The organism is Microcoleus vaginatus PCC 9802 (genome assembly GCA_022701275.1).
Taxonomy (GTDB): Bacteria; Cyanobacteriota; Cyanobacteriia; order Cyanobacteriales; family Microcoleaceae; genus Microcoleus; species Microcoleus vaginatus_A.
In genome coordinates this window covers 5,896,994-5,913,336 of sequence record CP031740.1, presented here as the reverse complement: position 1 = coordinate 5,913,336, position 16,343 = coordinate 5,896,994, and the positions used below count along the sequence as shown (strand labels likewise).

Here is a 16,343-nt window from a genome sequence, read left to right as displayed (position 1 = left end):
ACGGCTTTCCGGGCACTGCTGTGCCACTGCCTCCTAAAAGGTCTGACAAATATCAAAGCTTCTGAGAAAATCAACAATAGGGTAAAACTCTCGGCGCTCGGCACTGAGTCAGTCGATTTTAGATTTTAGATTTTAGATTTGCTCCACAGATTCATCTGGGAGCCGGAACTTTGGTCTAAAATTATGGGCTCACCACGACGATTATCGGAAACTTGTATTCGTTTTTGGGCGAGCTGGCAGTTGACAACTGACAACGGTCAACTGTCAACTGTCAACTGTCAACTGTCAACAGACAAAGGAAATTTTAAAATGCCTGAAAATTTGAGAAGCCAAGCTGTGACTGGGGGCGTGCAGCGCGCGCCCAACCGAGCAATGCTGCGGGCAGTCGGTTTTGGTGACGGCGATTTCACTAAGCCGATTGTGGGGATTGCCAACGGGTACAGCACGATTACGCCCTGCAATATGGGATTGAACGACCTCGCTTTGCGGGCTATTGCGGGTGCAAGAGAAGCCGGCGCGATGCCACAGATGTTCGGTACGATTACTATCAGCGACGGGATCTCGATGGGAACTGAAGGGATGAAATATTCTCTGGTGTCGAGAGATGTGATTGCTGATTCCATCGAAACTGTTTGCAACGGTCAAAGTCTGGACGGGTTGCTGGCTGTCGGCGGTTGCGATAAAAATATGCCGGGGGCGATGATTGCGATCGCCCGCATGAACATTCCTGCTATTTTTGTTTACGGTGGCACGATCAAACCAGGACACCACAACGGAAAGGATTTAACCGTTGTCAGCGCTTTTGAAGCAGTCGGTCAATTCAGCGCGGGCAAAATTGACCAAACAGAACTCAATGCAGTGGAACAGAATGCTTGTCCGGGTGCCGGTTCTTGCGGCGGAATGTTCACAGCAAATACGATGTCGAGCGCTTTTGAAGCGATGGGCATGAGTTTGCCTTATTCTTCGACAATGGCTGCTGAGGATGCCGAAAAAGCTGACAGCGCTGCCGAATCTGCAAAAGTTGTGGTGGAAGCGATCCGCAAACAGTTGCTACCGAGCCAGATTTTGACTCGCAAGGCCTTTGAAAATGCGATCGCGGTAATCATGGCAGTCGGCGGTTCAACCAATGCTGTGCTGCATTTATTGGCCATTTCCAATGCGATCGGAGTTGAACTGTCCCTCGACGATTTTGAAACTATTAGAGCGAAAGTGCCGGTGCTGTGCGACCTCAAACCCAGCGGCAAATACGTAGCAACCGATTTGCACAAAGCCGGCGGCATTCCCCAAGTAATGAAAATCCTGCTAGAACAGGGTTTGCTGCACGGAGACGCGCTGACAATTACCGGTCAAACTCTTGCGGAAGTGTTAGCAGATATTCCAGCCGAACCCCGCACCGACCAAGATGTCATCCGCCCTTGGAACAACCCGATTTACGCCCAAGGACATTTAGCAATTCTCAGGGGAAATCTGGCAACAGAAGGAGCCGTTGCTAAAATTACTGGCGTTAAGAAACCGCAAATTACTGGCCCGGCGCGGGTATTTGAATCTGAAGAAAATTGTTTGGATGCAATTTTAGCCGGCAAGATTCAAGCCGGAGATGTGATTATCATCCGCTACGAAGGGCCCAAAGGCGGGCCGGGAATGCGCGAAATGTTAGCACCAACTTCGGCAATTATTGGCGCTGGTTTGGGGGATTCTGTAGGGTTAATTACTGACGGTCGCTTCTCTGGCGGAACTTACGGCATGGTTGTCGGTCACGTTGCACCCGAAGCACAAGTTGGCGGGACAATTGCTCTGGTAAAAGAGGGCGATTCGATTACGATTGATGCTAACAATCGCTTGTTGCAGCTCAATGTTTCTGATGCTGAATTGGAGCAGCGGCGCGCTCTTTGGCAGCCTCCTAAACCTCGCTATACTAGGGGCGTTTTGGCTAAATACGCTAAGTTGGTTTCTTCTAGCAGTGTCGGTGCTGTGACTGATTTGGGTTTGGGTTAAAGTTGGAATTTTTTTAAGCGCAGATGAAGGCAGATAAACGCAGATAAAATCCTATCTGCGTTCATCTGTGTCCATCCGCTGATATCTGCAATTACAAAAATCCCAAATTAACGGGGCTGATTCAAAAAGCGGCCTGCCATCGACATGGCGTCAGTAATATCTACGTCGCCGTCTCCATCTGCATCTAAAAATGTATTCAAAACAGGATTGCTGCCCTGGGCTGGATTTTGGGCGTTGCTGCCGGTTTTTAGCAAATTCAACACCAGGGGCACCAAAACAGGTATCATCGCCTGCACTGTCGCGTTATTTAAACCGGTTCTTTGGGCGATATCGGCTATTATTTGCGTCAGTTGGCCGGCTCCGAACAAACTCTGTACCGCTTGGGGATTGGGATTTGTGCCGCTAAATTGGTTGACAAGTTGTTGAGCTTGTGCGTCTCCTGACTGCGATCGCACGTTTTGCAATGCCGATCGCACGTGTCCGCCCAAAACCGACATTGCTAGCTGAGTCGTACCCGCATCGATGCCCTGGTTGCCGCTCAACTGCTCTACCGCACCGAGAATGTTGCCCAACTGATTGGGGCTTGCTTGTTGGTTGGGATTGTCGATCGCGCTCAAAATTTGGTCAAATAGTCCCATAATTTTCGCTCCGTACAGTGATTGCTCAACTTTAAATTATAGCAAATCCTGTTTTTCAAGATTATGGAAAATAGTTTTTATTTTGGTATTATCACTCAGTGAGTGCTGGGGGGGTGACAGCCAGTCACTAAGCAATCTCATACTATTTGAAATTTGAGATTTGGCATAAATTATGACCTCAGAGTTTTTAGCTTGCGGGCAGTTGTAGTATTTTTTTATACTTACCAAAAGTTATTATTTTTAAGTTTTTACAGTCCCTCTCTTTTCGGGCTTCGTTGGCACGTTCTCGTTGCCGAGGGAATTATATTCGCGAGCAATTGGAGGTTTTAACAGCGGATTTGGCATGGAATCCTCATGCTTAATCCGCAGGGCGATCGAAAATTCCGTCCCCCTTCCCACCTCTGACCAAAAGTTAATCGTCCCCCCGTGTTTCTTGACTATAATTTCGCGACCAATTGCCAATCCCAAACCAGTACCTACACCTCTCGGTTTAGTAGTAAAGAATGTTTCAAACATTTTTTCTTGACTTTCTGGCGCTATTCCCATACCGTTATCAGAAATTCGCACTACCACTGAGTCGTCGTCCAAGTATTCTGTAGCAATCACAATTCTCGGCGAAAAACTCGGTGCTTCTTGTTTGCTTGAGTCCGAAGCCGATTGTTTTTTCGCCTCCTTAGAGCGGGTTTTCTCCATTTTTGCTTTTTCTTCCACAGCATCTAGTGCATTGTTCAGAAGATTCACAAATACCTGGTAAAGCAAACCCATATAGCCTTCAACAGTCGGAATATTCCCGTAATTGCATACCACTTCAATGCCCTGTTTGAGGCGGCTGTTGAGAATCAGCAAACTGCTATCTATGCAGGCGTGCAAATCGACGGGATGAGGGGCTGCCTCATCAAGGCGAGAAAAATCTTTCAAACTTAAGATAATAGCTTTGGCTCTTTCAGCCCCTACTTGCATCGAGTCCAATATTTTGATCAAATCTTCTTTGAGAAAATCGATGTCTATTTCTTCGCCTTTCGCCAGCACTGCGGCAGGCGGGTTGGCAATTTCTGTTTCGTAAGTTTTGAGCAAATCTAAAATATCTTCAACATAATTTCTGGCTGGGTCGATATTGGCATAGATAAAATTGATTGGGTTGTTAACTTCGTGAGCAACACCGGCTAACATCCGCCCCAAAGTTGCCATTTTCTCATTTTGAAGTATCTGGGTTTGTTGTTCAGATTTCAATTCTTGTAGCAACTGATTTACTTTCTGAATCAGTTGATTCAGCGAAGCTGCTAATACTCCTACTTCATCGGTGCTGGTAACTGGTACTTGCAACTGAAAATTAGATTCTTCAGTCACTCGCTGAGCGATTTTAGTTACAGCGGCGAGGGGTTTGGCGATCGCCCGACTGGTGAAGCCCGCTAGCACTGCTGCAACGACGATCGACAGTGCCATGCTACCCAAAATTATTTGCACCCGCAGCGCCTGGGCTCGCAGCAGATCCTCCCGCCCTGCATCTTCTTGCTCTTGGGCGCGATCGATAATTGCTGCTATATCATTGACAGCCGTATCTAGTTGCAACCCTGTTTTATTTCGAGCGAAATTCGACACCAACTTACGTTTTACGCTTTGTTGAGCGGGGTTATTTGGCAAATAACTACTTTTTTTATTAACTATTTCTAGTTGAGAAATATAATTAGATAGTAGCGAATCGCAAGTATTTATAAATTTACCTAGCCCTTTTATTTGTTTCAGGTATTTAGGTTTTTTAACTTCAGATAGCAACTCTTTTAAGCTGTAAATATTCTTTTGTAGCTGTTGGTATTTTTTGTCAAATATTTGGGGCTTGTCGATGCCGTAAATCAGCCACTCTTGGCTGTTTTGCGTCCGCACTAAAGCCACCTGCAACTTATGTAAAAGCTGACTTTCGCGATCGATGTGTACTTGATTATTAGTTATTCGATAGTAATGAGTGCCCACCAACATCCCGACAGTCGTTCCCCCAATCGCAACACAAAGAGCCAGTGCGTACCCACGGCATATTTTGTCGTGAATACTGAGGTTGCCCAAGGAACGGGCTATGTGAGCGAAATAATTGAGCTTTGGTGGCTGGGTCTCTTTGATGTTATGCTCGCAAGAGGTAGAGAGTTCTTGTGAAGGCTGATTAAGATGTTTGAGCTGCATAGATGCTAACCTGTGAATAATTCACGCACTGACAATTCAGTCTAACTTAACTCGCGGCTGAGTTTAGAGTACCGCATTGATAATTAATGTGATAATTTTTGTAACTTAGGATGCTCTTACCTTGCCTAAGAAACCCGGTTTCTCGTTTCCGCTTTTGGAGCTTCCAAGAGGCACTGACCTTAATAAACCGGGTTTCTGGATACTTCATGTGATATTTTATTCTTAATAAAAAAGTATGGCTCCAGTCGCGAGGGAATAAATCACCGAATAAATAAGTAGGTAGATGCAAATAAGCCAGCCTGCCGTTCGGTCGAGTAATAAGCTGTAGCTTAAGTAGGTAGGCGGGAAAAATAATCTTTATTTAACTAAATATTAAGTAGCGTGAAGGGAGTTAAATTTAACACGTTGTGTACGGTAGTTTCCTCTTTCTCCTCTAACTTCTAATCCGTGAATTACGGCGTGGCGACTTCTAACTCTCAGTCAAATATCTCTCCCGCTAATTCATCTTTTTTCATGGGTTGCCACTCCACTTCAATTGGGTTCATTTCGGCACAATAGTTGGATAATAAAAAATATGTACAACCTATTTTTTTATTTTTATCCTAACTCTTGTAATTCTTGACACCCGTGTATTATTATCAGTTGTTTTGGATGATTATTCGGGAGCGTCTAATCTGAGCAGGTTTTTGGGCTTATTGCTCCATGAGCTTGATATAAACTTTTCGATGAATAAACTAAATTACCAAGCCGCAAACCCAGCTAATTTAATGTTATAAAATTCCTACAATAATCTAAGAGCACGGCGTTTCGTTTATTTCAGCAGTTTTTGCTCACGTCGTTGGTAATCAGTGTAACCAGGTTCACTCCCTGCACACAACCCTGATTTAACCAAATATTTTCAGTCGATTTATTCCCCCCACGCAGCCCATTCCAACATATCTAGGTCTGGTTTAATTTGGTGTAATACAGCTTCTTGGTTTCCTTTATGACTCTTCCTTCCTCGTTGGCAAATAAACCATTTTTTTTAGTATTTAATTTAATCAGTCATGAGTTTCTATAATATAAGAGAGCGCTTTTTATCTAATTTATTATCTAATAGAATACTGTTGTATGTAGGTGGCTTGTTTTTGAGGCATTCTTATAAGAACTCTATGTCTGCTTCTTTTAACTTCGCTTTTAAAAATCGATTCCAAAATTACCAAACCTTTTTCTGGCATAGTTTTTGCCATTTATGTAAAACCTATTTCCCTGTTTGGGGAGTCCAATTAATCCGGCGTTGCTATTTTTACAACCTACCAGCCATGTGCATTTAATCTAACTACAAGGGCTGGCGTATTTAACTTTTTGTGCTCCATCCGCCGTTCTTAGTTTTCCGAGATTTTTGTCTTGCTTTTGAGTCAAAACTGCCCTTAATATAGCGCCCATATATTGAGTTGCCTCAGTAGAAACATTCTCTGTATTCACTTATTTTTAACAGAGTTCTGTTTTTTCACCCCGACTTCCTCAAACTCTATTTGAGTGGTGACCTCGTTTCAGATAATCGGTTGTATTCCCTTTCTTTTAATTTCCTACTTTATCAACAATAAGTATAAGAATTGATCGTCTCGCTAGTTCTTGTAGAATAAGGTTTAGCCTAGCCTGTCTCAAGCGTTATAATTTTCAAGTAATTCGCTTAGAAAAAGCCAGAGTTTTTGTTCATTGCTTAATCCCACTACACGAGATATTGCTGGTAGTGTTTTACGCTTAATATCAGAAAATCTCCCCATGAAAGTAATTAAGAGCCTCACAAATTCTCACTTCTGGGAATAGTGTTTTGTATGCTCTGTATAATTTATAGTAAGCGTCAATCGTCAATAAATTTTCTCCTTACGGCGAGTTCTCCGAGCTTCAACATAGTCGTAAAGAGTTTACGCCACTTTCTGTTTTTATTATCTCAGGAAAGTGATGAAAGATCGTTACTTTCTCTTTTTATGATCTCATGAGAGTGATAAGAGATTGTTACCTTAGAGTCGCCGAATTTCCATAACTCATTTCATGCAGGAGCCAACAGAAAGTAAATATAATATTTAGAGAATGTCGTGCAGCTAAGTAACTATTCTCGTTACTATGGCTGACGCCAGGCTACGCTATCAGCTCATGTGTTTAAGGCGAAGTGTTTAAAAAAATAATCAGCAATAAAACCCTATAAACTCATGTTCATGCGTACTACGGCTCTGACTCCAATAGAACTCAGGACTGCGATCGTCCGGGAACCCTTGGTGGTTTCGCCCGATACGACGGTGATGGATGCGATCGCCCAAATGAGCGGCGTGCGATCGCTCTGCAACACCACTAGAACGGCGGATGGTCAACTTGACGACCTCCACCTAGAGGCGCGATCGAGTTGCGTGTTGGTAGTGGAAAACGAGCAATTGGTCGGCGTACTGACCGAGCGAGACGTGGTGCGGCTGAGTGCCCAACAGCGTTCCTTGGAGAATTTGGTGCTCCGGGAGGTGATGGCACACCCCGTCGTCACCCTCCGCGAGTCCGCCTTCACCGATTTATTTTTTGCGATTAACCTGCTCCAGCAGCACCACATTCGCCATTTGCCCATCCTGGACGATCTCGATCGCCTAGTGGGCCTAGTGACTCACGAAAGTCTGCGCCAAACCTCTCGACCGATCGACCTGCTGCGGTTGCGTATGGTAGCAGAAGTGATGACCCGCGAAGTGATTTGTGCTGCGCCAGATTCTTCCCTACTGGCGATCGCCCAACTTATGGCAGAGAATCGCGTCAGTTCCGTGGTGATTGTACACCCAGGCGGAATCTCTACTGAACCGCTACAAATTCCAGTGGGGATTCTCACCGAACGGGATATTGTGCAATTTCAGACATTGGGCTTGAACCTGGAAACCTGTCTAGCTCAGGCGGTAATGAGTACGCCGATTTTTGCCGTTAGACCCGACGATTCGCTCTGGACTGTGCAGGAGATCGTGGAGCAGCGATCGATCCGTCGGTTGGCGGTGACAGGGGAGCTAGGAGAACTATTAGGCATCGTCACCCAGACCAGTTTGCTGCAAGCCCTCAACCCGCTGGAGCTATACAAACTGGTCCAGAAGTGGGAAGAGAAGGTGGTGCGCCTAGAGGCGGAAAAGGTGGCGCTGCTGGCAAATCGCAACGTTGAGCTCGAGCAGCAGGTGGAAGCTCGGACAGCCGCCCTCAAAGCAAAGGCCGATCGAGAGCAACTTCTCAATACCATTGCCGAGCAGATCCGCTCGTCCCTGAATTTGTCAGATATTCTGCAGACTACGGTGCAGGAAATTCACTCGCTTCTGGGGTGCGATCGCGTCATCATTTACCAGTTTCGATCTGACTTTAGCGGCACGGTGATTGCGGAAGCGATTACCGACACTGGGCGATCGGTGCTCCATAGGGAAGCCCACGATCCTTGCATGAGCCCAGAATGGCTTGAACCCTATCGCCAGGGCAGAATTCGCATCATCAACGACATCTACGGCGAACCAATGACCCAGTGCCATCAGGAAATGTTAGTGGGGTTTGATATTCGCGCCAAGCTGATGGTGCCGATCGTGATTGAGGAACAACTGCGCGGATTAATGATCGCCAGTTATCGAGCCAGTGCACACTCTTGGACGACTGACGAGATCGAACTCCTGCGACAAGTTTCTCTACAGGTGGCGATCGCCCTTGGGCAAGCCATGATCCAGCAAAAATTGCAGAATGAACTGGTAAAGCGACAGCGGATCGAAGCCACCTTGATCGAGAGCGAACAACGCTACGCCGCCCTTGCCGCTGCTGCTCCGGTGGGGATTTTTCGCACCGATGCTACGGGGCTATGCACCTATGTCAACGATCGCTACTTTCAGATCAGCGGACTCACACCAGGAGCCACTATCGGACACGGATGGCAACAAGGAGTGCACCCCGACGATCGCGATTGGGTCATGGTCGAATGGAAGCAATTCATTCAAGGTAACCGCTCTTTTGAACTCGAATATCGCTTTCAATGTCCCGACGGTACGGTAACGTGGGTTTATGGGCAGTGCGTCGCCGAACTCGATGCCAATGGACATCGGAGCGGCTATATAGGCACTATTACCGACATTAGCGCTCGCAAACGAACTGAAGTCTGCCTGCAAGAAAGCGAAGAACGCTACGCCACCCTAGTGGCAGCCGCTCCAGTGGGGATTTTTCGCGCCGATGCTGTAGGCAATTGCATATATGTTAACGATCGCTGGTGTCAGATCAGCGGACTCACCCCAAAAACCGCCGTCGGGGAAGGATGGCAACAAGGGCTACACCCCGACGATCGCGATTGCGTCATCGCCGAATGGGAGCAATCTGTCCAAAGAAATCGCCCTTTCCAACTCGAATATCGCTTTCAACGTCCCGACGGTGGGGTAACGTCGGTTTATGGGCAGTCCGTTGCCGAACGGGATGCAGACGGGCAAGTAGTCGGCTATGTAGGAACTACTACAGACATTACTGATCGCAAACAAGCCGAACAAAAACTCCAGCAACTCAACCAACAGCTAGAAACCAAAGTCGCAGAACGCACCCAAGAGCTTTGGCAAGTCAACAGCCTGCAACGCGCCATCCTCGATTGTGCTGATTACTCCATCATCTCCAGTGACCCAAGTGGCATCATCCAGACCTTGAATGCCGCAGGCGAAAGGATGCTGGGTTACAGTGCTCAAGAAATCATCGGTCAAGCTACCCCCGCACTCATCCACGATGCAAATGAGGTAATTGACCGGGCAGCATCACTCTCTGCCGAACTAGGGCAAAATATTCCCCCCGGCTTTGAGGTTTTTGTTGCCAAAGCACGCCAAGGCTTGGTCAGCGAAGAAGAGTGGAGCTATATCCGCAAAGATGGCTCTCGATTTCCTGTGTCGCTATCCATCACCGCCCTCAAGGATGTCCATCAGCAAATTATCGGCTTTTTAGGCATCGCCAAAGATATTAGCGATCGCAAACGAGCCGAAGCAGAACTACAAAAACTATCGGAACGCCTCGCCTTGTCCCTCAAATCTGGGGCGATCGCTTCTTGGGAATGGAACCTTGGACAGAATACCATCCTTGGAGATGAGCGGATGTACGAACTGTTTGCTGTGACAAAACCATCTGATGCCTGTCAGGTCTACGACTTTTGGGCAAACAGGCTACATCCCGATGACCGCATCCCCACCGAAACATTGCTCCACCAAGCCGTCTTAGGACAGGCAGAATACGATACCGAGTATCGGATCGTGCATCCCGATGGCAGCCTGCACTTTATTAAAGCCTATGGTGTCGTCGTGCGAGATGCCCAAAGCAATCCCCAGAGCATGATAGGGGTCAACTTTGATATTAGCGATCGCAAACAGGCTGAACTCCAACGACAGCAGTTAATTCAAGAATTATCAGCCTTTAAACAGGCCTTGGATCAGTCTGCCATTGTGGTCATCACCGATCGCGAAGGGGTGATATCCTACGTCAACGATCGCTTCTGTGTAGTCTCTGGCTACTCCCGCGATCGACTGATCGGACAAACCCATCGCCTTGTCAACTCTGGCTATCATCCCCCTGCTTTTTTCCAAGACTTGTGGCGCACCATTAACAGCAGTCAGATTTGGCGCGGTGAAATTTGCAATCTGGCAAAAAACGGTAGCCTGTACTGGGTCGCCACCACCATCGTCCCCTTTTTGGACGAACAAGGGCGACCTTTTCAGTATCTAGCCATTGGCTTCGACATTACCGATCGCAAGTTGGCCGAAGCAACGCTTCAGCAGGAAAATACTTTCCGTCAACAAATTGTAGAAAACATGGCAGAAGGGCTGTGCGTTTTCCATCAAGTTGAGGAGTTTCCCTTTGTCCGCTTCACAGTCTGGAATCAGCAAATGCAAGCGATTACGGGTTACACCTTAGAAGAAATTAACCGTCTGGGGTGGTATCAAACCTTGTACCCGAATCTAGAAGATCGAGAACAGGCGATCGCCAACTGTAGACAGATGCAGCCGATCGCTGTGGAAAGGGAAATCCAGCGTCAAGATGGACAGCGGCGCACTATCTCCATTTCCACCTCTGTCCTATCGGGTGATGATGGACATCTCTATGCGCTGGCCCTGATCCAAGACATCACCCATCGCCAACAGACAGAGCGAGAAAATCGCCTGTTGAAAGAACGCCTCGAATTTCTTCTGGCATCCAGTCCCGCGATGATCTATAGCTGTAAGCCCTATGGCGACTATGAATTAACCTTCATGAGCAAAAATATGTCAGCTATTTTGGGCTACAAGCCAGAAGAATTTTTATCGGAATCTGGCTTCTGGGCTAACCATCTTCACCCAGAAGATGCCCCTAGAGTTTTTGCAGATCTATCCGCTCTCTTTGAGTACAATACTCATCAGCATGAATATCGATTTTTGCATCACGATGGTCACTACGTTTGGCTACGGGATGAGCTGCGCGTGGTGCGAGATGAAGAAGGTTGCCCAACCGAGATTATCGGCTATTTTGCCGATATTAGCGATGTCAAACAAACCGAAGAAACCCTAAAAATACAACTGGCGGCAATTGAGGCAGCGATCGACGGCATTGCGATTATGCAAGGAGATACCTACCTCTATTTGAATCAAGCCCATCTAGAACTGTTTGGCTACGAACATCCCCAAGAACTGCTGGGCAAAACCTGGCAACTTTTGTATTCCCCAGAGGAGTTAGAACGGTTTGAGCGGGAAGTCTTTCCGGTGCTGGGACGCGATCGCGCTTGGCAGGGAGAGGCGATCGGCACCCGCAAAGATGGCTCTACCTTTGCCGAAGGGCTGTCCCTCACCCTCACAGAGAATGGATTATTGATTTGTGTATGCCGCGATATCAGCGATCGCAAACAGATCGAAGCCGAATTAGCAGAGAGTGAAGCTAAATTCCGGCGACTGGTAGAAGGAGCTAATGATTTGATCTGGTCATGTGAACCCGATGGCATACTCACTTATGTGTCACCGCAATTCAAGACCATGTTTGGCTGGGACGAGAGTGCATGGATTGGTAAGTCGTTTATATATCTGGTGCATCCAGACGATCGCTCTTTGGTGGTTACTGATTATCGGGAAAATATCAAATCTGGTAAAAAGTCAAGTGATTATGAGTTCCGACACCGCCACCGAGATGGCAATTATGTCTGGGTAAGAAGCAGCGCCACACCCGTTATAAATGCTGAAGGGGAATTGATTAGCATCCAGGGAATTTTATCGGATATCAGCGATCGCAAAGAAGCTGAAATCGCAAGAGAAAGCAGTGAAATCCGCTTCCGCCGGGTGTTTGAGTCCAGTGTGAGCGGCATGATATTTGCCGATTTTCAGGGGAACATTATCGATGCCAACGATCGCTTCTTACAGATGGTTGGCTACACTCGGGAGGAACTAGATGCGGGGCTAATTCATTGGGATGCCATGACCCCCCCCGAATATTTCCCCGCTGATGTTTTAGCGATGGAGCGCGTGATGCAGGATGGCGCGATCGAACCCTGGGAAAAGGAATACTACCGTAAGGATGGCAGCCGGATTTCTGTCCTGATCGGAGTGGCACTCCTCCCAGATTCAGACGATCAAACTATTTGTGTATTAGTAGACATCAGCGAGCGCAAACAGGCCCAGAAGGCTTTGCAGGAATCTCAGCAGTTTCTGCAAACGGTACTCGATACCATTCCGCTCGCCGTGTTTTGGAAGAATCGAGAGTCGGTTTTTTTAGGATGCAATCAGCAGTTTGCCCAAACTCTAGGCTTGCCATCTACGACCGAAAGTATAGGTAAAAAAGATTTAGATATTTGCCAGGAAGAAGTCGAGGCGAACGAGTATTGTGCGATGGATCGGCGGTTAATGGAAACGGGTGAAGCTATATTAGGGATCGAAGAAACGCTAACCCTACCCAATGGTAAACTAATATTTATCGAAACCCACAAGGCTCCCCTGCGAGACTGCTCAGATAATGTTATTGGTCTGGTAGGCACGTTTCAGGATATCACAGATCGCAAAGAAGCCGAACAGAAATTGCAACAACAAGCAAAACAGGAACGTTTGCTGGGAGCGATTACTAAACGGATGCGATCGTCTCTAAATCTGGACGAGATTCTCAATAGCACTGTTGAGGAAATCCATCAGCTCTTGCAATCAGACCGAACGCTGGTTTATCGGGTTTTTCCTGAAGGGACGGGGGCTGCCATTGCTGAATCTGTTTCGCCAAATAGGCTTAAGCTCCTGGATATCCTCTTCCCAGAAGAGGTTTTCCCCGAAGACACCTACGAACGCTATATCCAAGGAAGAGTTTATGCCCTCAACGATAGCGAAGATGAAAACGAGTCAATCGTACCCTGCTTGGTTGAATTCCTCGCAGACATCGAGGTCAGAGCCAAACTCGTAGTTCCAATTATTCAGAATCAAACCCTCTGGGGGTTGCTGATTGTTCATCAATGTGATCGTCCGCGCCAATGGCAAGACTGGGAAATCAATTTACTTAAACAAATTGCTAACCAATTAGCGATCGCAATTCAGCAATCTTACCTCTACGAACAGGTACAATCAGAACTGGCTATCCGCAAGCAAACAGAAAATGTGATCGCTTTACAACTGCAACGGCAGCGAACTTTGGGAGCGATCGCCCAGCAAATTCGCGAATCGTTGGATATTAACCAAATTTTGGCGGCTGTGACACAGCAAGTCAAAGAAATCTTGCAAGGCGATCGGATCATCGTGTTCCGGCTATTTGGGGATGGCAGAAGTCAAATTGTTGAAGAAGCTGTGTCGAGCGAGTTCCCGGCGCTCAAAGACCATCACTGGGAGGACGAACGGTGGTCGCAAGAAATCCTCAACCGGTACTGGCAGGGCAAGCCCCGCATCGTCCCCAATGTAATGACCGATATCTGGACTGATTGCTTGGTGGAATACGCAAGCGTTGGTCAAGTCCAGTCCAAAATCGTTGCACCTATCCTGCAAGAAGTCCGAAGCAGCGAAAGCCATAGATGGATTGCCCCAGGGCAAACCAAGAAGCTGTGGGGGGTTTTAGTCGTCCATGCCTGTCGAGAACAACGAGTATGGCAAGAGTCTGAAGCGCAACTCCTGCAACAAATTGCCAACCAGTTGGCGATCGCAATTCAACAAGCTAGCCTATTTAAGCAGTTGCAGCAAGAACTCACCGAACGACAACAAGCCCAGCAGCAACTCACCGAGCGCAACCAACAACTAGGAGCCTCTAACGAAGAACTCGCCCGTGCTACCCGTCTCAAAGACGAATTCCTCGCCAACATGAGCCACGAACTCCGCACCCCCCTTAACGCCATTCTGGGCATGAGCGAGGGGCTACAAGAGCAAGTCTTTGGCATCGTCAACGAACAACAAATCAAAGCTTTACAAACCATCGAGCGCAGTAGCTCTCACTTACTAGAGTTAATCAACGACATTTTGGATGTCGCCAAAATTGAATCGGGTCAAATGGAACTCGATTGCACCCCTGTTTCAATCAATCATCTCTGTCAATCCAGTCTGGCATTTATCAAACAACAAGCCCTGCAAAAACGCATCCAGCTAGAGATTCAAATGCCACTCAATCTGCCCGACTTATTAATTGATGAACGGCGGATGCGCCAAGTCTTGATCAACCTGCTCAATAACGCTGTCAAATTCACTCCTAACGGAGGACGCATAACCCTAGAAGTCAGCCGTCAACAGCGCCCTGCCGACCCAGATTCTGCAGATTCCCCACCCCATTTTTTGGTCAAAGAGACTCTGCGAATTGCCGTCATCGATACAGGTATTGGTATTGCCCCAGAACATATCAACAAACTGTTTCAGCCCTTTATCCAAATCGATGGCGCGCTGAATCGTCAATATACAGGCACTGGCTTGGGGCTTGCCCTGGTGAAACGCATTGTCGAACTCCACGGCGGGCAGGTGGGGCTCACCAGCACTGTGGGTGTAGGAAGTTGCTTCACGATCGACCTTCCCTGCACTGCTTGTGCGCCATCCTCTGTTTACCTGGAATCCCAAACAGAGCCCCGCATCGAACCCAGCCAGCCCGAAGAGGGGGGCTCTCCCTTAATCTTGCTGGCAGAAGACAACGAAGCTAATATCACTACGATTTCGAGCTACCTGAGAGCTAAAGGCTATCGCATTCTCTTGGCTAAGAATGGAGAAGAGGCGATCGCCCTGGCCAAGTCTGAAAACCCCAATCTAATTTTGATGGATATTCAAATGCCTGGTATGGATGGTCTAGAAGCTATGCAGCGTATTCGCAGCGATCCAAACTTAGTTGATCTGCCGATCATTGCCCTAACTGCCTTAGCCATGACGGGCGATCGCGATCGTTGCCTTGCCGCCGGAGCCAATGATTACCTCACCAAACCCGTCAAGCTGAAGCAATTGGCAAGCACTATTCAACAACTTTTAGCTTCTAAGTAAAGATAACCCGTGAACAGACCATCCGTTTTAATCATTGACGACGATCCCAATAATTTTGATGTAATTGAAACCCTCTTGAGCGAGCAAGACTATCAATTGCATTACGCTGCCAGCGGGCAAGAAGCGATCGCATCCCTCGACATATTTGAGCCTGATATTATTTTGCTGGATGTGATGATGCCAGGAATAGATGGCATCGAAGTTTGTCGGCAAATCAAAGCCATGCCAAAATGGCAAGCCGTTCCCATCATGATGGTGACAGCATTAAACTCAAAATCTGACCTTGCCCATTGTCTGACTGCCGGCGCTGACGACTTCATTAGTAAACCTGTAAATGCTATTGAACTACGTGCCAGAGTTCACTGTATGCTGCGAATTAAGCACCAGTATGACGACCTGCAAAGCTTACTAAAATTGCGGGAAGATATGGTGAAAATGGTAGTCCACGATTTACGCAATCCCCTGGCTGGTATCTTGCTTGGCTTGGAACTCCTAAAAAGCATAGAGTATCCTAGAGAAAAACAACAAACCCAACTGGCTCGACTTTACTCTTCAGCACAAGCAATACAGCTCTTAATTGATGATTTATTGCAAATTGCTTTACTAGAATCCGGTAAAACTCGTCTCAATTACACAGAGGTTTATCTGTGCGATCTCGTAAATTCTGCCATATCCAACTTTGAAGCTATCGCTGCTAAAAAAAATCAGTCGCTGGTCGCTCAATTACCAGAAAAAAACAGTAGGAAAGTCTCGGTTGATGCCACGATGATACATCGAACGCTGGATAATCTCCTCTCGAATGCCATTAAGTTTTCCCCACCCAATAGTCCAATCATACTGAATGTAGAATTCCTCACATCGGGCAACGCCAAAATCCAGGTTATAGACTCGGGACCGGGTGTTCCTGATACATTGCGGCACAAGATTTTTGAGAAATACGAGATTGGAAATCTGATGTCGGATGTCTCTCAAATAGGGTTGGGTTTAGCTTTCTGCAAAATGGTAGTTGAGGCACATGGGGGTGACATCTGTGTAAGAAGTAACCAACCACAAGGAGCCATTTTTGAAATCACTTTGGCAGCCTAGCTGATGGCTATCACATCAACTC

General features: G+C 47.1%; 5 protein-coding genes. 3 read left to right on the top strand and 2 right to left on the bottom strand.

What is annotated here, in order from left to right:
* Positions 1–309: 309 nt before the first annotated feature.
* Entirely contained in the window at positions 310–1,995 is a 1,686-nt protein-coding gene (gene ilvD, locus D0A34_24525; protein UNU22453.1) for a dihydroxy-acid dehydratase, read from the top strand.
* 107 nt (positions 1,996–2,102) lie between these two features.
* On the opposite strand, the gene D0A34_24520 is transcribed toward ilvD, so the two are convergent.
* Positions 2,103–2,633, bottom strand: coding sequence for a DUF937 domain-containing protein (locus tag D0A34_24520; GenBank protein ID UNU21585.1), 531 nt, complete (start codon positions 2,631–2,633; stop codon positions 2,103–2,105).
* A gap of 240 nt (positions 2,634–2,873) precedes the next feature.
* A complete protein-coding gene (locus D0A34_24515) occupies positions 2,874–4,805 on the bottom strand; it encodes a sensor histidine kinase (GenBank protein ID UNU21584.1) in 1,932 nt (643 codons plus the stop codon).
* A gap of 2,192 nt (positions 4,806–6,997) precedes the next feature.
* On the opposite strand from D0A34_24515, the gene D0A34_24510 reads away from it, so the two are divergent.
* Positions 6,998–15,235, top strand: coding sequence for a PAS domain S-box protein (locus D0A34_24510; protein UNU21583.1), 8,238 nt, complete (start codon positions 6,998–7,000; stop codon positions 15,233–15,235).
* 9 nt (positions 15,236–15,244) lie between these two features.
* Positions 15,245–16,321: a hybrid sensor histidine kinase/response regulator gene (locus D0A34_24505; protein ID UNU21582.1), complete on the top strand. Its 1,077-nt coding sequence runs from the start codon at positions 15,245–15,247 to the stop codon at positions 16,319–16,321.
* Positions 16,322–16,343 lie beyond the last annotated feature (22 nt).